This is a genomic window from Streptomyces sp. NBC_01304 (assembly GCF_035975855.1).
Classification (GTDB): Bacteria; Actinomycetota; Actinomycetes; order Streptomycetales; family Streptomycetaceae; genus Streptomyces.
The window spans coordinates 10,052,044-10,070,793 of sequence record NZ_CP109055.1 but is presented as its reverse complement, the minus strand read 5'-3'; the positions used below and the strand labels follow the sequence as shown (position 1 = coordinate 10,070,793).

The 18,750-nt window shown below is 72.1% G+C and carries 19 protein-coding genes and 1 pseudogene; 6 read left to right on the top strand and 14 right to left on the bottom strand.

All coding sequences use genetic code 11. The features are described 5' to 3' along the window. Positions 1–27 precede the first annotated feature (27 nt). Both OG430_RS45215 and OG430_RS45210 read right to left on the bottom strand, forming a co-directional pair. Positions 28–861 (bottom strand): pentapeptide repeat-containing protein, encoded by an 834-nt coding sequence (locus tag OG430_RS45215; RefSeq protein WP_327358521.1) that lies wholly within the window; start codon positions 859–861, stop codon positions 28–30. Between the two features lie 30 nt (positions 862–891). Next, positions 892–2,031: a PLP-dependent cysteine synthase family protein gene (locus OG430_RS45210; protein ID WP_327358520.1), complete on the bottom strand. Its 1,140-nt coding sequence runs from the start codon at positions 2,029–2,031 to the stop codon at positions 892–894. A gap of 304 nt (positions 2,032–2,335) precedes the next feature. On the opposite strand from OG430_RS45210, the gene OG430_RS45205 reads away from it, so the two are divergent. Together OG430_RS45205 and OG430_RS45200 are read left to right on the top strand one after the other, a co-directional pair. After that, positions 2,336–2,665 (top strand): hypothetical protein, encoded by a 330-nt coding sequence (locus OG430_RS45205; RefSeq protein ID WP_327359479.1) that lies wholly within the window; start codon positions 2,336–2,338, stop codon positions 2,663–2,665. A gap of 276 nt (positions 2,666–2,941) precedes the next feature. Then, on the top strand, positions 2,942–3,505 hold the full coding sequence (locus OG430_RS45200; RefSeq protein ID WP_327358519.1) for an ATP-binding protein: 564 nt from the start codon (positions 2,942–2,944) through the stop codon (positions 3,503–3,505). Positions 3,506–3,613: 108 nt separating this feature from the next. On the opposite strand, the gene OG430_RS45195 is transcribed toward OG430_RS45200, so the two are convergent. Genes OG430_RS45195 through OG430_RS45185 form a run of 3 tightly spaced genes read right to left on the bottom strand, consistent with a single transcriptional unit; the run spans position 3,614 to position 7,274 of the window. After that, entirely contained in the window at positions 3,614–6,184 is a 2,571-nt protein-coding gene (locus OG430_RS45195) for an ABC transporter permease (protein WP_327358518.1), read from the bottom strand. Beyond that, on the bottom strand, positions 6,181–6,954 hold the full coding sequence (locus OG430_RS45190) for an ABC transporter ATP-binding protein (protein ID WP_327359478.1): 774 nt from the start codon (positions 6,952–6,954) through the stop codon (positions 6,181–6,183). Before OG430_RS45190 ends, OG430_RS45195 begins: the two co-directional genes overlap by 4 nt. A 26-nt stretch (positions 6,955–6,980) precedes the next feature. Next, positions 6,981–7,274, bottom strand: a complete 294-nt coding sequence (locus tag OG430_RS45185; RefSeq protein WP_327359477.1) for an SHOCT domain-containing protein — start codon at positions 7,272–7,274, stop codon at positions 6,981–6,983. 218 nt (positions 7,275–7,492) lie between these two features. Between OG430_RS45185 and OG430_RS45180 the strand changes: the two genes are divergently transcribed. The 3 genes from OG430_RS45180 to OG430_RS45170 are packed head-to-tail and all read left to right on the top strand — an operon-like array spanning position 7,493 to position 9,626. Next, positions 7,493–8,071: a TetR/AcrR family transcriptional regulator gene (locus OG430_RS45180; protein ID WP_327358517.1), complete on the top strand. Its 579-nt coding sequence runs from the start codon at positions 7,493–7,495 to the stop codon at positions 8,069–8,071. 44 nt (positions 8,072–8,115) lie between these two features. Next, positions 8,116–8,700 carry a DUF4865 family protein gene (locus OG430_RS45175; protein WP_327358516.1) on the top strand — a complete coding sequence of 195 codons (585 nt, stop codon included), beginning with the start codon at positions 8,116–8,118 and terminating at the stop codon, positions 8,698–8,700. Further along, entirely contained in the window at positions 8,697–9,626 is a 930-nt protein-coding gene (locus OG430_RS45170) for a phosphotriesterase (RefSeq protein ID WP_327358515.1), read from the top strand. The genes OG430_RS45175 and OG430_RS45170 overlap by 4 nt, the downstream gene beginning before the upstream one ends. Positions 9,627–9,629: 3 nt before the next feature. Here OG430_RS45170 and OG430_RS45165 read toward each other — a convergent pair whose 3' ends face one another. From OG430_RS45165 to OG430_RS45135, 7 genes are all read right to left on the bottom strand, one after another. Further along, positions 9,630–10,871, bottom strand: a complete 1,242-nt coding sequence (locus tag OG430_RS45165) for an ROK family protein (protein WP_327358514.1) — start codon at positions 10,869–10,871, stop codon at positions 9,630–9,632. Positions 10,872–11,022: 151 nt separating this feature from the next. After that, a complete protein-coding gene (locus OG430_RS45160; RefSeq protein WP_327358513.1) occupies positions 11,023–11,490 on the bottom strand; it encodes a universal stress protein in 468 nt (155 codons plus the stop codon). Positions 11,491–11,710: 220 nt separating this feature from the next. After that, positions 11,711–12,358: an alpha-ketoglutarate-dependent dioxygenase AlkB family protein gene (locus tag OG430_RS45155; RefSeq protein WP_327358512.1), complete on the bottom strand. Its 648-nt coding sequence runs from the start codon at positions 12,356–12,358 to the stop codon at positions 11,711–11,713. A 32-nt stretch (positions 12,359–12,390) separates the two neighbouring features. Further along, positions 12,391–13,047: a maleylpyruvate isomerase N-terminal domain-containing protein gene (locus tag OG430_RS45150; protein WP_327359476.1), complete on the bottom strand. Its 657-nt coding sequence runs from the start codon at positions 13,045–13,047 to the stop codon at positions 12,391–12,393. 68 nt (positions 13,048–13,115) lie between these two features. Next, positions 13,116–14,405 carry an MFS transporter gene (locus OG430_RS45145; RefSeq protein WP_327358511.1) on the bottom strand — a complete coding sequence of 430 codons (1,290 nt, stop codon included), beginning with the start codon at positions 14,403–14,405 and terminating at the stop codon, positions 13,116–13,118. A gap of 116 nt (positions 14,406–14,521) precedes the next feature. After that, on the bottom strand, positions 14,522–16,222 hold the full coding sequence (locus OG430_RS45140; RefSeq protein WP_327358510.1) for an immunity 49 family protein: 1,701 nt from the start codon (positions 16,220–16,222) through the stop codon (positions 14,522–14,524). A gap of 259 nt (positions 16,223–16,481) precedes the next feature. Next, positions 16,482–16,877, bottom strand: coding sequence for a DUF5997 family protein (locus OG430_RS45135; protein WP_327358509.1), 396 nt, complete (start codon positions 16,875–16,877; stop codon positions 16,482–16,484). A 99-nt stretch (positions 16,878–16,976) separates the two neighbouring features. On the opposite strand from OG430_RS45135, the gene OG430_RS45130 reads away from it, so the two are divergent. Beyond that, positions 16,977–17,777, top strand: a complete 801-nt coding sequence (locus tag OG430_RS45130) for a LysR substrate-binding domain-containing protein (protein WP_327358508.1) — start codon at positions 16,977–16,979, stop codon at positions 17,775–17,777. A 117-nt stretch (positions 17,778–17,894) separates the two neighbouring features. Here OG430_RS45130 and OG430_RS45125 read toward each other — a convergent pair. Continuing rightward, a pseudogene (locus OG430_RS45125) lies at positions 17,895–18,164 on the bottom strand (nucleotide disphospho-sugar-binding domain-containing protein); the annotation flags it as partial. Positions 18,165–18,193: 29 nt separating this feature from the next. Next, positions 18,194–18,727 carry a hypothetical protein gene (locus OG430_RS45120; RefSeq protein WP_327358507.1) on the bottom strand — a complete coding sequence of 178 codons (534 nt, stop codon included), beginning with the start codon at positions 18,725–18,727 and terminating at the stop codon, positions 18,194–18,196. Between the last annotated feature and the right edge of the window lie 23 nt (positions 18,728–18,750).

Below are 18,750 nucleotides of genomic sequence, written 5' to 3'. Positions count from 1 at the left end.
TGCGGCGCCGGCGTGGGGAGGGCCCGCTCAGCCCTGCCAATGGCCGGGGCGGCCGAGACTTGCCGGCAGCTTGGTGGTCGCGTCGCCCTTGGCCGCGTTCAGCTGGGCCTGGGTGAGGAAGATGCTGTCGGTCAGGTCGGCGCCACGCAGGTCGGCGTCGCGGAAGTCCGCGCCGATCACGTCGGCGCGGCGCAGGTCGGCGCCCGAAAGGTCGGCGGCGATCAGGTAGGCCCCGCGGAGGTTGGCGCCCCGCAGGTCGGCGCCCTTGAGGCGGGCTCCGATGAGATCGGCGCCCCGGTGGTTCTTCTTGCGGCCGGGAACCTCGGCGCGGACGAGTTCGCCGGTACGCACCAGCAGGACGTTGACCTCGCCGCGCAGCGCATCGACATCGATCTCGGCGAGCTGCTCCGCGTCCAGCCGGGTGCGCGCCTCGATGTCGTCCTGGGCCCGCCGCAGTTCGCCGTGCACGGGGCGCGCGGCGGGCAGGGACAGTGCTTCGGTGACGTACCAGAGAAGCTCGTGCAGCCGGCGCATGACCGGGAACACGTCGAACATCTGCCGTGCGCTGCCCGGCACTTCGCGCCAGCTGTGCCCGCCGAAGGTGACCTGGGAGACCTTCTGGCCCGCGCCGAAGCAGTCGAAGACCGTGCAGCCGGAGAAGCCGGAATCGCGCAGCCGGGTGTGGATGCCGCAGCGGAAGTCGCCCTGCAGGTTCTTGCACGGCGTGCCCGCCGCCTTGTTCACCGCGAAGTCCGACGAGCGGGCGAAGGGCAGGGCCACACAGCACAGGCCGAAGCAGCTTGCGCAGTCCGCCTTGAGGTCGGGGCGGTCCTGGACGAGCGGGAGCGGTTCGTGCGGCAACGTGCGTGTTCTCCAGCCGGAGGTGGGTGCTTACGCCGGGTCCGGCCAGACTCCGGTGGCCAGCAGCGTCTCTATGGCGGCGGTGTACGGGGCGATGTCCAGGCCCTGCTCCGCCAGCCACGCATCCGAATAGTACTTGTCCAGGTAGCGGTCGCCCGGGTCGCACAGCAGCGTGACCACGCTGCCCTTCTCTCCCCTGGCCACCATCTCGGCCACGATCTTCAGCGCGCTCCACAGTCCGGTGCCGGTCGAGCCGCCCGCCTTGCGGCCGATGGCCTGCTCCAGGGAGCGCACCGCGGCGATGCTCGCGGCGTCCGGGACCTTCATCATGCGGTCGATCGAGCCGGGCACGAAGCTCGGCTCCATGCGCGGGCGGCCGATGCCCTCGATGCGCGAGCCGCAGTCGCTGGTGCACTCCGGGTCGTCCTTGACCCAGCCGTCGAAGAAGCAGGAGTTCTCCGGGTCCGGCACGCAGATGCGGGTGTCGTGCTGCATGTAGTGCACATAGCGGGCCAGGGTCGCCGAGGTGCCGCCGGTGCCGGCCGTGGCGACGATCCACGCGGGCTCGGGGTACCGCTCCAGGCGCAGCTGGCGGAAGATCGATTCGGCGATGTTGTTGTTGCCGCGCCAGTCCGTGGCCCGTTCCGCGTAGGTGAACTGGTCCATGTAGTGGCCGCCGGTCTGGACGGCGAGGGCCGCGGACTCCTCGTACATCTTGCGTGAGTCGTCCACGAAGTGGCACTGGCCGCCGTGGAATTCGATGAGGCGGCACTTCTCCGCGCTGGTCGTGCGCGGCATGACCGCGATGAAGGGCACGCCGATCAACTTCGCGAAGTACGCCTCCGACACGGCGGTCGAGCCGGACGACGCCTCGATCACGGGACGGCCGGGCCGGATCCAGCCGTTGCACAGGCCGTAGAGGAACAGCGAGCGCGCCAGGCGGTGCTTGAGGCTGCCGGTCGGGTGCGTCGACTCGTCCTTGAGGTACAGGTCGATGCCCCACTGCTCGGGCAGCGGGAAGCGCAGCAGGTGGGTGTCGGCGGACCGGTTGGCGTCGGCCTGGACCTTGCGTACGGCTTCTTTGAGCCAGGCCCGGTACTCCGCGTCGCTGCGGTCCACGTCGAGCGTGGTCATGGGCGCGGGTGCTCCCGGCTGCTGTGAAGTGCTCATCGCGCCGCTCCGTGACGTCGTGGGGCCTCGTGTTCCGGTCGGTCGACCCCGGCCGGACGCCTCGATGATAGACACCTTCCACACGCTTCTCACCTGCATAAACACCTCTTTGAGGCCCCCAAAGGCACTGCTTGCGCAGAGGTCGGCAAAGCTGCCCGCAGGCGCGTTCGTACGCCGGGACGAATGCTTCCGCGCCGTCCAAAGGGGCACTGGTGCTCGAGCCGCCTGCCGGGCAGACTGCCCCCACGGGCCTGCGGGTTCACAGATGACGACGTACCGGACGACTTACCTGGGGGCGAGCGGCATGGCGGAGCCGGACTTCACGGCCACGGGCGTGCGGATCGGGCGGCGGCTGCGCTCGCTCACCCGCGCCGGGCAGATACGCATCCACGGCGGGCGACTGGAGTTGCTCACCAGTTACGGCAGCGAGATCGACAGCGCGCCACTGAGCACGGTCAGCGCGGGCAAGCCCTGGTTCGCCCAGGACGACAAGGCGCTTGCCACGGTCAACGGCAAGCGCTACTCGCTCATCCTCGGCGATCACGACCCCGCCCCGGGCGAGACGGGCCCACCGTCCGCGTTCCGGTTCCTCGAGGCGGTGCGCCGCGCGGGCGGCCACCTCTCACGCGGGTGAAGCCCGGCGTCCGGTGAGGCCACCACCTGCGGGGGCGGGTCCGCGAGTTGCGGTTCCGCACCCCCTGAGTCACCCTGGTCTCACATCACTCAGGGTTTACCGGCGGTCACGCTGTGACCCAGCCCCACCGCCCAGCAGCAGGCAGCCTCTGTGGGATCCAGGGTTTCTGAGGAGCACCGAAAGCGCTCGGCACGTTGAACGCCGTCGGTTCTTCGGTACGTTCCCCCGGATCCGAACGTCGTCTTCTTCCGGACCTCAATTCGGGGAGTCGCAGCCGTGATCAGCCAGCCAAGCAGGCACTGCACGGTGGAGCTCCAGGCCCTGCCGTCGCGGATCGGGCAAGTCCGCAGAATCGTCTCGGCGCAATTGCGCTACTGGCATCTCGATCCCTTGATCGACCGTGCCGCGCTCGGCGTCACCGAGCTGCTCACCAACGTCCACCGGCATGCCCAGCCGGACAAGATGTGCACGGTGGAGATAGAGCTCCTGCTCGACCGGCTCACGGTCTCCGTGCACGACCATGATCCCCGCATGCCCGAAGTGCACGCCGCGGATCCCTTCGACACCTGCGGGCGCGGGCTCGCCATGGTCGAGGCGGTCAGCGAGAGCTGGGGCGTACGGGCGGAGGAACCTTCCGGCAAGGTCGTCTGGTTCACGCTACCCGCGGTGTCCCCGGCCATCGCGCTGCCCGCGTACCCGGTCCACGGAAGCGTCGCGGGCGACGGCTCCGGCAAGATCGGCTGCGAGGGGACGTACAAGGACGGCCGCGACCGGGCACACCGCACGGGCGGGCGGGACACGTCACGGTCCGTGCCCGGACGGCCTGCGGCCGTCAGCTGATGGACCCGCCCCGCAGAGGGCTCGGACAGACTCCCGCCCGGTCGGCCGGCGTACGGTCGACCGGGCGGTGACATGCGCCGACGCGGCGCTCCGGGGCGCATCCGGGACTCATTCCGTGGCGATGGCCCGCAGTACATCGAGCCGAGCCGCCCGCCGCGCGGGCCGCCACCCCGCCAGTGCTCCGGCCGCGAGGCCCACCAGGGCGACCACCGCGAGCTGCACGGGCGGGACCGCGAAGGCGAAGCCGCTGTCGCTCGCGCCGTCCGCGGCCTTGACCAGGACCCAGCCCAGGAAGGCGCCGAGTGCGAGGCCGCCGGTGGTGCCGAAGGCGGCCACCAGGACTGATTCCCAGCGGACCATGGCGCGCAGTTGGGCGCGGGTCTGGCCGACGGCGCGCAACAGGCCCAGTTCGCGGGTGCGTTCGTGGACGGCGAGGGTGAGGGTGTTGGCGATGCCGAGCAGGGCGATCAGGACGGCGAGGGCGAGCAGGGCGTAGACGAGGGTGAGCATCATGTCGATGCCGCCGGCCGCGGACTGGGCGTACTCGTCGCGGGTCTGCACCTCGGGGTTGCCGTACTGCTCGGCGGTCTTGGCGACTGCCGCCTTGCCGTCGTCCATGCTCACGCCGTCCTTGAAGGTGACGGCGACCAGGGTGTCGGAGTCCTGGGCGCGGTGCGGGGCCCAGGCCTCGCGGGTCAGGACGTAGTCACCGGCGAGTTCGGACCGCTCGAAGACGGCGCGGACGGTGAAGGTCTCCTTCTTGCCGTCGGTGAAGGTGAGTTCGGCCGTGGATCCGGGCTTCAGACCGCGCTTTTCCGCTTCCGTGTCGGAGAGGGCGAGGCCGTCGGTGCCGAGGGTGTTCAGGTCTCCCTGTACGTTGCCGAGGTCGAAGCCCTTCGCGAGTGCGGTCGGGTCCGTGATGGTCAACTGGCGGCCCGCCCCGTTGACTTCGGCGACTCCCTGGCCGAGCCCGACGGCGTTCTCGACCTCGGGACGCGCGGCGATGGCGCCGGCCAGCTTGGGGCTGAGTCCGCTGCCGCCCGCGCCGAACGAAGGCGTGCTCACCGCGATGTCGCCCGCGAAGGAGCGGGACACCGTCTGGTCCATGGTGGCCTTCAGGGAGGCCCCGAAGACCGTGAAGAGCGAGACCACGGCGACGCCGATCATCAGGGCGCTCGCGGTGGCGGCGGTGCGCTTGGGACTGCGCAGGGCGTTGCGCCTGGCCAGCCCGCCCGTGACGCCGCGCAGCCTGTCGAGGGGGCCGCCGAGGACGCGTACCGCCGAGGAGGAGGCGACGGGGCCGAGGACGACGAAGGCGATCAGGGCCAGGACCGCGCCGGCGCCCGCGAGCCACAGGGAGGGGTTCGCGAGTACGCCGGTGAGGGTGATGCCCACCGCGATCAGGGCCAGTGCGGTGCCGGCGATCGTGCGGCCGCGGGAGGCGCCCGACTGGTCGACGGCGGTCTCGCGCAGGGCTGCCAGCGGGGCGGTGCGTCCGGCGCGTACGGCGGGCAGCAGGGCGGAGCCGAGGCAGACCACGATGCCGACGGCGAGGGGCAGGGCCATGGACAGGCCGCTGATCACCAAGTCGCCCTCGGGGAAGGGGAATCCGATGGCGGGGAAGAGGGCCTGCAGGCCTGCCGCGATGCCGATGCCGCCGAGCAGCCCGGCCGCCGAGGCGACGACCGCGACGACCGCGGCCTCGACCAGCGTGGAGCCGACGACCTGACGGCGGGAGGCGCCGAGCGCGCGCAGGAGGGCGTTCTCGCGGGTGCGCTGGGCGACGACGATCGCGAAGGTGTTGTGGATGGAGAAGGTCGCCACGAGCAGCGCGATGCCGCTGAAGACGAGCAGGAAGGTGGTGAAGAGGTTCAGGAACTGGCCGGAGATCATGTCGGTGTTCTCTTCGGCGGAGGCCTGACCGGTGATCGCCTCGACTCCCTCGGGCAGGACGGGAGTCAGCGCGTCGACGAGTTCCTGCTGGCTGGTGCCGGGTCCGGCGCGCACCTGGATGGACGCGGCCTCGCCGGGCTTCGGAGTGAGGTACTTCTCCGCGTCGGCCGTGGTCATGCCGGTGAAGGTGACCTGCGCCATGCCGTCCTCGCCGCCGAAGGTGGCCAGGCCGACGATCGTGACCTCGACCGGGTCCGGGGTGCGCAGGGTCGTGGTGTCGCCGATCTTCAAGTCGCCCGTCTTCGCGGCCCCCTTGTTGATGACGACCTCGCCGGACTTCTGCGGGGTGCGGCCTTCGGCGAGCCGGTAGGCGTTCAGCTTCGGGTCGTCGATCCAGTTGCCGGCGAGGGTGGGCGGGCCCTGGCCGCCGATGGGTTTGCCGTTCTTGCCGACGAGTTGGCCCGCGCCCTGGATGTTGGGGGCGGCGGCCGCGACGCCGTCGATCTGCTCGATCTCGTCCACCAGGGCGGTGGAGACGGGCCTGCGGACACCCTGCGTGTCGTCGGGCGTGGTGATCGTGTCGGCGCTGCGTACGACGGCGTCGGTGCCGCTGCTCGCGTTGCCGAACATCGTGTCGAAGCCGGCTCGTAGGGTGTCGCCCATGACGAGCGTGCCCGCCAGGAAGGCGACACCGAGCAGGACGGCCGAGAAGGTGCCCGCGAAGCGGCGCTTGTGGGCCCGCAGCGAGGAGAGGCTGAGGCGGGCCGCGGTGGCGGCGGAGCTCATGACATGACTCCCTTCTGATCGCGCGGCCCCGCGTCGAACGCCTTGAGGCGGTCCAGGACGCGCTCGGCCGTGGGGTTCTCCATGCGGTCCACCAGGCGGCCGTCGGCGAGGAAGACGACCTCGTCGGCGTGGGCGGCGGCGACCGGGTCGTGGGTGACCATGACGACGGTGCGGTCCATCCGGCGCACCGTGCCGGCGAGGAGGCCGAGGACCTCCTCGCCGGAGCGGGAGTCGAGGTTGCCGGTCGGCTCGTCGGCGAAGACGACATCGGGCCGGCCCGCGAACGCCCTTGCCACGGCGACGCGTTGCTGCTGCCCGCCGGAGAGCTCGGACGGCCGGTGGTGCAGCCGGTCGCCGAGCCCCACGACGTCGACGAGCGCGTCGATCCACTCGGCGTCGCCCTTCGTGCCCGCCAGGTCCATGGGGAGCGTGATGTTCTCCGCCACGGTGAGGGTGGGCAGCAGGTTGAACGCCTGGAAGACGAACCCGACGCGGTCGCGCCGCAACAGGGTCAGCCTGCGGTCGTCCAGCGAGCTCAGCTCGGTGTCGCCGATGTACGCGGACCCGGAGGTGAGGGTGTCGAGGCCGGCCGCGCAGTGCATCAAGGTGGACTTCCCGGAGCCCGAGGGGCCCATGATCGCGGTGAAGCGTCCGGCCGGGAAGCCGACGCTCACCCCGTCCAGGGCCCGTACCTCGGTGTCGCCGCTGCCGTAGACCTTCACGGCGCCCTCGACCCGGGCCGCGACCTCGGTGCGGGTGGCGGTGGTCAGGCCGCCGGGACCACCGATGCTGCCGTTCATGCCGCACCGCCCTTGGCGGAGCGCCGTACGCCGAACTCCTCGTTCAGGACGGTCAGCCGACGCCAGTACTCGTCCTCGTCGATCTCACCGGCCGCGAAGCGGTTGCCGAGCACGGCGATCGGCGAGTTCGCCTCGGGGGTGGCCCGCCACGGGCCGCCACGGCCCCGGCCGCGCCACACGGTGCGGCGCAGGACGGTCACGGCGCCGATGACGACGGCCGCCCAGATCAGCGGGAAGAACAGGATCCACGGGCCGGGCCCGCCGTTGCCGAAGTGCGCGAGGGTTTCCATTTCCGTCATCTCCCAGGTAGCGATTGGCGATCAGCGATTTCGTGGATTTCTCCGCGATTTCCTCGATGCCTGAAGACTCGCTCCGACAGGGGGTCCGGGTCGTCGTACGGCCAGCGGCAGTTGACGTACCTCGCCGGGAGTACGCGGCCGCATCACGCCTGCTCCCAGCGCGCAGGCGGCCTTCTGTACCTGCAGGTATGGCGTCTGTACTTACTAGTATGTACAGTGGTCGCATGACCACTCCGGAACGGCTGATCGAAGCGACCCAGGAGCTCCTGTGGGAGCGCGGCTACGTGGGTACGAGCCCCAAGGCGATCCTGGAGCGGGCGGGCGCCGGCCAGGGCTCGATGTACCACCACTTCAAGGGCAAGCCCGACCTCGCACTCGCCGCGATCCGGCGCACCGCCGAGCAGCTGCGGGCCGCCGCCGAGCTTCCGCTGAGCACGCCGGGGACGGCGTACGCACGGATCGAGGCGTACCTGCTGCGGGAGCGCGACGTGCTGCGCGGCTGCCCGATCGGGCGGCTCACGATGGACCCGGACGTGATCGTCAGCGACGAACTGCGCGAGCCGGTGGACGAGACGCTCGACTGGCTGCGCGAGCGCGTCGAAGGAATCGTCCAAGAGGGCCTGGAAAACGGCGAGTTCACCGCCTCGCTCGACCCGCGCGCGACCGCCGCCCTGATCGTCGCGACCGTCCAGGGCGGCTATGTGCTGGCCAGGGCCCGCAATTCCGCCGAGGCGTTCGACGCCGCAGCGCAGGGGTTGTTGGCGTTGTTGCGCCACGCGGCCGCCTGAGACCACCCACTGCTGCCCGAGACCACCTACTGAGGGAGTACGTCATGCACGCCATGCAGTACGAGATCACCCTGCCCGCCGACTACGACATGGGCATCATCCGCAAGCGGGTGGAGGCCAAGGGGCACCTCACGGACGCCTTTCCGGGCCTCGGCGTCAAGGCGTACCTCATGCGTGAGCGCGGCACTGACGGATCGACGGTGAACCAGTACGCGCCGTTCTACCTGTGGCGCACCTCCGAGGGGATGAACAGCTTCCTGTGGGGGCCCGGATTCCAGGGCCTGTGCGCCGACTTCGGGCGGCCCGTCGTGCAGCACTGGCCGGGAGTGTCCTACGAGGAGGGACCCTCGGCGGCCCAGTCGCCGGCGGTCGCCGTGCGGCGGCGCGTCCCCATGACCGAGTACCGGGAACTGCCGGAGTACCTGGCGGCCGCGCAGCGGGAGGCCGACCGGATCGCCGCGCTGCCGTCAACGGTGCTGTCCGCCATGGCATTTGATCCCCGGCTCTGGGAGGTCGTCCACTTCACCCTGCTGACCGAGGACCGCGACAACCTGTCGGGCGAGCGCTTCCAGGTCCTGCACACATCCGCCCCCGAGCGGGACCGGCTCCCCCACCGGAGCCACGCTTGAGCACCGTCCGCACCGTCCGCACCGTCCTCGGCGACATCGCCCCCGAGGAGCTCGGCGTCTGCGATGCGCACGACCACCTGTTCATCCGCAGCCCGCAGTTGCCGGGCCAGGAGGTCGACGACCCGGACGCGGCCGCGACGAGGCTGCGGGACTTCCGCGAGCTCGGCGGCCGCACCGTGGTCCAGTGGACGCCGTACGGAATGGGCCGCCGGCACGACGTACTGCCAAGGCTGTCCCGCGAGTTCGGCGTGCACGTGGTCGCCGCCACCGGCCTGCACCAGGCCGCGCACTACGACGCGGACGTGCTGCGCCGGGTCGGCGGGGACCTCGCCGGGCTGTTCACCGCCGAACTCACCGAGGGCATCGCGGGGTCGGCCGTCCGGGCCGGGCTGATCAAGGTGGCAGGCTCCTTCCACGGCCTCGACGCACACGCCCGCCGCACCATGACGGCCGCGGCCGCGGCCCACCACCGCACCGGCGCACCGATCGCCGTCCACCTGGAACTGGGCACCGGCGCCCTGGACGTACTCGACCTGCTCTGCGGGGAGTTGGGGGTGGCGCCGCAGTCCGTGATCCTCGGTCACCTGGGCCGCTCCCCCGACCAGGTGGGGCAGCGGCAGGCGGCCGAGAGCGGGGCGTTCCTCGCCTTCGACGGCCCGTCCCGCGCCAATCACTGGACCGACTGGCGCCTGCCCGAGGAGCTGGCGGCCCTCGCGGAGGCGGGCTTCGGCGGGCAGTTGCTGCTCGGCGGGGACTCCACGACGCCCGAGGCCCCGGGCATGCCCCACCTCCTACGGAGGCTGCGGCCGCGTCTCGAACTCACCCTGGGCAAGGACCTGGTGGACCGCGTCCTCACGGAGAACGCGGCCCGCGCCTTCGCGGTGGAGTGGCCCGAGCCGGACGCGCGGCCCGCGTCGGCGGCGTAGGACTCAGATCTGCGCGCCGAGCGCACCCAGCGGATCGTCAAGGACCGGCTGCCACGCCAACTCCGCTGCCCCCACCAGGCTGTTGTGGTCCAGGGTGCAGGCGAGGATCGGCACGCCGCCGCTGCGCCCCCACAGGCTGCGGTCGGCGACGACCGCGCGCAGCCGCTCGGGGTCGGCGCCCAGGAGTTCGCGGTGCAGGCCGCCGAGGATGATGCGGTCGGGGTTGAGGATGTTCACGAGGCCCGCGAGGCCGAGGCCGAGCCGGTCGATGAGCTGCTCGGCGGCGCCGCGTACCAGCGGGTCCGCGTACTGGGTCCGGATCAGGTCGCGGGCCTGCTGCAGCAGCGACACCTCGGGGCCCGGCTCGCGGCCCGCGGCGGTGAGGAAGGCCAGGGGGTCGGTCTCGACGTCCAGACAGCCACGGCTGCCGCAGTGGCAGGGTCGGCCGCCCTCGGGGTTGACGGTGAGGTGGCCGACCTCCAGGGCGAGGCCCGAACTCCCGGTGTGCAGACGGCCGTCCAGGACGAGCGCGCCGCCGACGCCCCGGTGTCCGGTGGCCACGCAGAGCAGGTCCCTGGCGCCGTGTCCGGCGCCGTGCCGGTACTCGGCGAGGGCCGCGAGGTTCACGTCGTTGCCGGTGAAGGCGGGCCGGTCGATGCCCGCCGCGCGGACCTGCTCGGCGAAGACCTGCCGCACCGGTGCGCCCGCGCTCCAGGCCAGGTGCAGCGGGTTGAGCGCCTGCCCGTCGGGCTCGGCCACCGCGGACGGCACGGCCAGGCCCGCGCCCGCGCAGCGCCGCCCGCTGTCCTTGAGCAGCTCGGCGCCGTCGCGTACGACCGCGCCGATGACCTGCGCCGGGTCGGCCTCCACGGTTTCGCAGCCGGGGGTGGTGGCGACGATGCGGCCGCCGAGGCCGACGAGCGCGGCCCGGTATCCGTCGGCGTGCACCTGGGCCGCGAGTACGACGGGCCCGTCGTCGGCGACGACCAGGCGGTGCGAGGGCCGCCCCTGCGCGCCGGCCGCGGCTCCCGGCTCGACGTGGATGAGGCCGAGCGCCTCCAGCTCGGCGGCGACGGCGCCCGCGGTGGCTCGGGTCACGCCCAGTTCGGCGGTGAGGACGGCGCGGGTCGGGGCGCGGCCGGTGTGGACGAGCTCGAGCGCGGGGCCGAGTGCCCCACGTCCTCGCTCCAGTCGGGTGCGGGTGGACCCCTGCCCCATGTCGTGGGGCGCCGGCTTGCCGTTCATGGAGGCGAGTCTCCCATGATCCGCACCGGGCGGGCCGGTGCCTGTGGTGACTTGGCGCAGGCCGGTCGCACGCCAGGGCCGTTCGGTCCGAGTCGTGCCGGTGTTCGACCTGTTCCGTCAGCCGGGGGCGGCCGGCGCTCGGCCGATGCGGTCAGTCCGAGTCCTTCGAGGCGGGGTCCTCGCCGCCGCGTACGACAGTGACCGGGCACGGCGCGTGGTGCGTGAGGTGATGCGCGACGGAGCCGAGCAGTGCGGCGGCGAATCCCCGGTGGCTGCGCTCGCCGACGACCAGGAGCTCCGCCCCCTCGGCGCGGTCCAGGAGGCCCTGTACCGCGCCGCCCACGTACACCTGGTGGTCGACTCGCGCGGCGGCCTCGTCGTCGAGCACCTTGGCCAGGGCGTTGTCGAGGATGCGCCGGCCGAGCTCGCCGGGGTCGAGGTCCTCGGGCCGCAGCGGGGGCGGCGCCCAGCCAGCCATGGGCTCCCAGCCCTCGGCCGGGAAGTCCACGCAGGTCACCGCCTCCAATGTGGCGCCGGTGAGCTTCGCCTGCCGTGCGGCCCAGGCCAGGGCGCGCAGTGACGGCTCCGATCCGTCCACGCCCACGACGACTTTGTTCATGGTTCGCCCGCCTCTCCTTGCTGCCGCGTCCACAGGTCCCTGTTCGCATTCGCCCGCGTACCCCATCGGGTGCCCGGTACGCAGCCAACTCTGCCCGCAGGCCGGGCCGGGGACCTGCGTTCGTCAGCCGTACGTGGCGATCACGTCGAGGAGAAGCACGATGCCCGCGCCGAGGACGCCGAGGCCTGCGGCGGCCCGGCACTTGATCCGTGGCCGGACCCTACCCGAGCCCACTGACACGCAGCGTGATGTTGAGCCGCCCGCTCAGCCCCAGCTCAGGGGGCGCGGTGCCGGCGTGGATGCGCGGTACGCCGTGGAAGGCGAGCCGGGACGGGCCGCCGAAGACGAACAGGTCGCCGCTCTGCAGCTCGACGTCGTTGTACGGCTTGGTCCGGGTCTCCGTATTGCCGAAGCGGAACGTGCAGGAGTCGCCGAGGCTGAGCGACACCACCGGGGCGTCCGTCTGCTCGTCGCGGTCCTGGTGCATGCCCATGTGGGCCGCGTCGTCGTAGTAGTTGATGAGGGCGACGTCGTACGCGCATCCGTCCGCCGCTCCGAAGCCGGTGGCGGCCACGGCTCGACGCGCCAGATCGGCGAGTCGGTGCGGCATGGGCTTGACCGGGGCGCCGTCGCCGTCGACCGCCGTACGCGTGTATCCCCGTGGGGTCCAGTGCCGGCCGAGGCCGAATTGGCGCGCCGACATGCGTCCGCCGCCCGGTGTCAGGACCTCACGCAGCCCGGCCGGCGCCTTCGCCCACTCGCGGCACGCCTCGACCAGCGCGAGTTGCCCGGGCAGGGGCAACCAGTCGGGGACGTGGACGGCGCCCGGCGCGATGTCCTGTCGGGCGCGAGGGAACAAGCCGTTCACCCGGAGGTCCCTTCAGCAGTTCGCCGGGCCGCTCAGCCGAGGACGAGCGGGAGTTTCGCGGCCAGTTCACCCAGAGCCTCCGACTCCGCGTCGGTCGGGGCGCGCCGTCCGGTGCCGATCAGGAGCGCGTCCTTGTCGGAGAACGACGCCGGGAACGCGGCCCGGGCGATCGTCTCCAGCATCTCGCGGGATCGGGCGAGTCCCTCGGCGGGCGGCGGTGGCGCGTCCGGGAGGTGGGCGGTCAGGTCGAGGTGGTGCAGCGTCCACTCCAGTACGTACGCGCCGAGGTAGTCGCCCGCGGTGAGGACCTCGTCCTGGGTGCTCACCCGCAGTGCGGGGTCGGCGAGTTGGGCGGCGCGGCCGGCGGCGGAGCCGATGTCGTCGAGGTGGAACTTGAGCAGCCAGGTCTCCTGGTACGCGGCCGCGAGGCGGACGGTCAGGGCGTCGAGCGGGTCCTCGCCGGTCGGCGGCGCTGCGGAGACGCTCCAGTAGGTCACCGCGTCGCGGGTCGGTTCGGTGGTGGCGGGGGTCGCGAGGGTGATCAGGACGTCCTGGGCGTCGATGACGAGATGGCACACCAGGTCGCGTACGAGCCAGCCGGTACAGCCGGACGGGCGCCCGAAGTCCTCGTCCGGGAGGTCGGCGACCGCCGTGCGCAAGGCCGACCAGGAGCGCGAGAAGAGTTCCACATGCGGCAAGTTGACGTCCTCCACCCTGTTCAAGGTCGAAAGCCTATCCGCGCACGGAGCGCCGGATGTCAGTCGACCGAACCGAGCAAGGGATCGACGCCCTCGCCGGGCTCGGCCTCGCCCTTCGCGCCGGAACCCTTTACGCCCGCCCCCGCACGGGTGCCTTCGGCCCAGCGGACCACGGGCCCCATCGCGTACGACGCCACCAGGAACACCCCGCCGAGCAGCAGCCACCCGCCGAAGCCCCAGCCGACCAGGAGCGCCGTGAGCACCAGCGGGCCGAGGGTGCGGGCGATGGTGACACCGGTGCCGAAGAAGCCCTGGTACTCGCCGATCCGCCCGGCCGGGGCGAGGTCGAAGCCGATCTGCCAGGAGCCCGCGGACTGCCACATCTCGGCGATCACGAGGAGCACCGACCCGGCGATCAGAATCGTGCCGGCCACGACCGGCCCGCCGTTCCCGGACAGGGCGAAGACCACGCAGGTCGCCAGCATGATCACGCCGGATTTCAGCACGGCTCGGGAGGCCGTGGGCAGGCCGGTGACGCTCTTGGCCATGGGGACCTGGAAGAGCATCACGGCACCGGTGTTGAGGATGAAGAGGGCGGAGACCAGCCACTCGGGTGCGTCCGTACGTTCCGTGATCCACAGCGGCAGGCCCAGGCTGAGCAGCGGCATCCGCAGCAGCAGCACGGTGTTGACCAGCGAGACGACGGCGTACGGCCGGTCCCTGAGGACCTCCAGTTTCGCGCCCTGCGCGGGCCCGGCGGGCGCCACCGCGGGCAGCCGCAGCAGTACGAGCGCGCACAGGACGAAGCTGACGGCGTCCACCGCGAACACCGCGAGATAGGCCCGCTTGCTCCCGGCGCTCAGTGCGTACCCACCGAGCGCGGCACCGACGGCGAGGCCCGCGTTGAGGGTCACCTGCAGATGGGCCAGCGCCCCGGTCCGCTCCTCCTTGCCCACAAGGCCGGCGAGCAGCGCCTGCCGCGCGGCCGCGAGCCCCGACTGCGCACTGGCGTACACGGTCGCGGCGACGAGGAACGGCACGAAGTCCCGTACGACCAGGAAGGAAGCGACCGCCGCACTCGTCGCCAGGGCCAGCAGCACCGCGGTCCCCCGCGGCCCCCGCCGGTCGGCAAGCCGCCCCAGCGGCACCCCCACCACCGACCCCACCGCCCAGGCCAGCGTCAGGCCGAGCCCGATCCGGGCCGGGGAGAGCCCTACGACATGGGTGAAGTAGAGCGCCGAGGTGACGTAATACGCCCCGTCACCGACGGAGTTGCTCAACTGGGCCAGGGCGAGCACCCGCTGCGGACCGGGCTGCGGCAGCAGGCCGTGCGACGCTCGTTTGGTCATGGACCTGACGATAGCCAGCACAGGGTGTTTTCGGCCAAGGAGTTCACCTTGCTGTGACCGTGCAGCTTGCGGCCCCTCGCTCGGGGCCGCAAGCCGAACCGTCCTCAGGGCAGAACTCAGCCGGGCATCGTCTCGATCCGTGAGCCGTCGACCAGATACGTGGGCAGGCAGGGCCAGTTCGGGTTGACGGGGAAATCCCAGGCGTACGCCAGGCTCGTCATCGCCAGCAGCCCGAGCGCCACCCGGCCGCGGGGTGCGGCCGAATCGCCCCAGTAGTCGCCGTAGTGATCGAGCGCCGTGGCAAGCGCCTCGTTGAAGGCGTCGTGGTCGCGGGTGATCAGGCGGTGGAAGAGGGCCACCGGCTGGTAGTCGATCAGGTTCACGAAGTCCTTGGGCGCGTGGGTCAGGCCCGCGGGTTCGGACGCCTCGATGGTGGCGACCAGCTTCTCCACGACGTCGTCGAGCGGGCGCCGGCGCAGCCAGAAGGTCTGCAGGGCGTCGATCCAGTGGAAGACGTACGCGTCGACGGAGTCGTCCTGCCGCAGCACGTCGAGCGGCACCTCGCACAGCCGGTCGGCCCGGCCCTGCTGCCGGCACACGACCGCGAGGTAGAACGCGTCGAGCCAGGCACGGGCGTCCGCGGGCGGCGCGGCCGGGACGAGGGGCAGCTGGGCTTCGATGTCCTCGCCCAGGTAACACGTCTGGGGCTGGGCGCCGCTGAACAGCGCGGAGCCGAGCTGTACGGCGGTGGCCCACGCGTCCCAGGTCTCGACCCGGTCGGCCTTCGGGTCGGTGGCGCAGTGGGCGTGGGCGAGGGTGACGGCGGAGGCGAAGGCCTCGGCGAGCGCGGCCGGGTCCTCGGCGATCCGGGCGATGAAGTCGCCCGTGGTGCGCGCGAGTTGGGCGACGTCGGGGGCCTCGGCGACCGTACGGCTGGCGAGCCGGCCGGCGCGGTCGAGGCCGACCAGGCCCTTCATCAGGGCGAGCAGGTCCGGCGGCGGCTGCACGGAGAAGCTGCGGGTGTCGTCGTCGATGACCGTGAGCGAGGTCAGCGCGCCCTTGTGCCACCAATAGACCCTCGGGGACAGCTCGCCGGGCCCGTCCTGGTAGGCGCCGAAGCCGTACGCGGCCAGGTCGTTGACGGCGTCGACCACGGAGCCGTCGACGATCGGGTGGTACGCGAGCAGGTGCCGGGTCGGCACGACGACGAGGGCGCCCGCGTCGGGCAGCGGTTCGCCGGTGACCTGCCGGGCCGCCTCGGACAGGAAGAGCGCCTTGCTCGCGACGAACGGGGAGTCGCCGTACAGCGAGTGCAGCAACGCCCGCCCCTCCACGGGCACTTCGTCGTGCTTGACGGGCACGCTCATCAGATTCCGGTACGCCGCCGCACCCAGCTCCTCGATCTCGGTGCGCGCCACGTCGGCGTCGGTGAGGATCCGTACGCTGGTCGGCCCGTCCAGGGCGTACGCGAAGACCAGACCGTCGGCGATCTGGCGCGCATAGCGCAGGTGGTCGGCCAGTTGCCCGGATATCGCGTCGGTGGGGAGCAGCCGCGCATGCGTGCCGCGCAGCAGTTCCTCGGCGCTCTCCCCGCCCCGGCTCGCCTGCCGCAGGCGCGTGAAGTGGTCCTCGACGAAGGCGGGCCAGCGGTCCTCCGGTTCCTGGCGGCACAGCAGCGCCAGGTTGTGCAGGGAGGCGCCGCCCTCGCCGAGATGGGGGGCGGCGAGTGCCCGCAGACGTGCGGCCTGGACGGCGGTCAGCATCGGCAGGTCCGGGTCCGGGGCGCCCGGCGTGGCAGGGGTGTCGTCGTGGATCACCTTGGCGACTCTACGAGCCGGGTGTCCGGCGAGGGGACGCGGGGTTGCCGACTCCCCTGCCACTGCCGCCTGGCTCTCCTACTGCCGGGCGGCGACGTGCAGTTGAGCCTCGCCGGCGCCTGGCTCACAACTGCCGACCGGCCGGTCATCTGCGTACGACATGACGAACGCCCTGCCTCATGCCCGCGACGGCGTCGCGGGCATGAGGCAGGGCGTCCACCGCAGTACGGCGAGAGGTGAGCCGCTGACGTACAGGAAGTCAGGCGTTCTTCTTGGCCTGCTGCTCGGCCTGCTTCTCCTTGATGCGCACCGTTTCCTTGCGGACGTCGGCCTGAGTGGCGCGCTCCTTCTGCAGCCACTCGGGGCTCTCGGCCTTCAGGGCCTCGATCTGCTCGGTGGTGAGGGCCTCGGTGACCCCGCCGCGGGCGAGGCCCGCGATGGACACGCCGAGCTTCGCGGCGACGACCGGGCGCGGGTGCGGGCCGTTCGCCCGGAGCTCCTGCAGCCAGGCGGGCGGCTCGGCCTGCAGGGCGTTCAGCTCGGTGCGCGAGACGGCACCCTCCTGGAACTCGGCGGGGGTGGCCTCGAGGTACACACCCAGCTTCTTCGCCGCGGTGGCGGGCTTCATGGTCTGGGCGCTCTGGTGCGACGTCATGGGTCAAGGGTATTCGAGCAAGTGCGCCCTCACCGACCACGGCGGTGCGCGGGGCCCTCGGCGTGCGCCGCCGCTGACCAGGACCGTTAACCTTGGCGGGTGACTGGCTCGGAAGATTCCCCTGCGTTCCGGCTCGGCTATGTCCCGGGAGTGACACCCAGCAAGTGGGTGCGGATCTGGAACGAGCGGCGGCCCGACGTCCCCCTGACCCTGCTGCAGGTGTCGGCCGAGGAGGCGCCCGGCCTGCTGCGGGGCGGCGAGGCCGACGCCGCCTTCGTCCGGCTGCCGATCGACCGTACGGACCTCAGCGCGATCCCGCTGTACGCCGAGACGACCGTGGTCGTGGTCCCCAAGGATCACGTGGTGGCGGCGGTCGAGGAGGTCACCGCCGAGGACCTGGCCGACGAGATCGTGCTGCATCCCCTCGACGACACGCTGGACTGGGAGCGGCCGCCGGGGCTGCCCGCGCTGGAGCGCCCGGCCACGACCGAGGACGCGATCGAGCTGGTGGCGGCGGGGATCGGGCTGCTCGCCGTGCCGCAGTCGCTGGCCCGGCTGCATCACCGCAAGGACCTCACGTACCGGACGCTGACCGACGCACCCGAGTCGCGGGTGGCGCTGTCGTGGCCCGAGGAGAAGACCACCGATCTGGTGGAGGACTTCATCGGCATCGTCCGCGGCCGTACGGTCAACAGCTCGCGCGGCCGTACGCCCACGCCGCCACAGCCGAAGAAGGACAAGGCCAAGGCGCAGGACAAGGGCGGCGCCCGGCAGAAGCCCGGGGCCGGGCGAACCGGGACGGGCAAGCCGGCCGGCAAGGGGTCGCGCGGCGGTTCCGGCGGCGGGGCCAAGGGTGGCGGCCCCAAGGGCGGGGCCAAGCGCGGCAAGCCCCGCAGGTGACCGCCACCACTTCGTAGGCGTCTGCGGCGTCTGCTTCGGCGCGCCGTCTCAGCAGGGCCTGAGGGGTGTCGCCCCTTTCCGGCATGTCCCGTCAGGACGGCTGGGCCGGCTCGCTGATCAGGACGCCGCGTCGAGCAGCAGCTTCGCGGCCGTCGCAGCTCCGTCGGTGCTGATCGTGGCCGCCACGGCCTTCGCCCGTGCGCGGGTCTCGGCGGTCAGGGCCGTCTTGAGCACGACCGACAAGGATTCGGAGGTCGGCGCCGGTCCGTCGTGCGCCGCGCCGATGCCCAGGTGGGCCACCCGACCGCCCCAGTACGGCTGGTCCGCGCCCTGCGGAACCACGACCTGGGGCACACCGGTCAGGGCGGCCGTCGTCGTGGTGCCCGCGGCTGGCCTCGGCCGGTGGTTCCGCGGCATCAACCGGGGCGCGCCGCAATCCCCCGGCGCACTGTACGTCGCCGGCGGACAGCAGTGATCACTCCCCCATCCCCGCCAATCAGCGCCGCCCGAACCGGACTTCGGCGCCTCGCGGGCGGGGCATGGTCAGCCGCCCGCTCAGCCAGGGGATCGCCTCGGGGTAGAAGCTGCGCCAGGTGTTCCCAGTTGTGGCCGCCGTCCGGCTTGATCGACGTCTTGACGGTCACACCGGTCCCCGCGACGGCCTTGCCGAACGCCTCGATGTCGGCGTCCGGCCTGTCCGGGCCCTGCCGCGAGGTCCCGAGGAACAGGTCGGCCTTCGTATGGGTGTTGCGGACGAGCCACATGGGGCTGTTGCGCTCTCGCAGCGCGGCGTCGGTCAGGACGTCGGGGTCCCCGGTGAGCGGATCCGGGTCGAAGGCCGCGCCCGCGCCGAGCACCTTCGGACACTGCAGCGGGAGCTCAGGAAGGACGTACTGGTCAGCTCCATGCCCGAGGTTCCTCACCCGCTCGCCCGCCGATACCTCTCGCACCCGGGCATCGGGGAGCTCAGTGG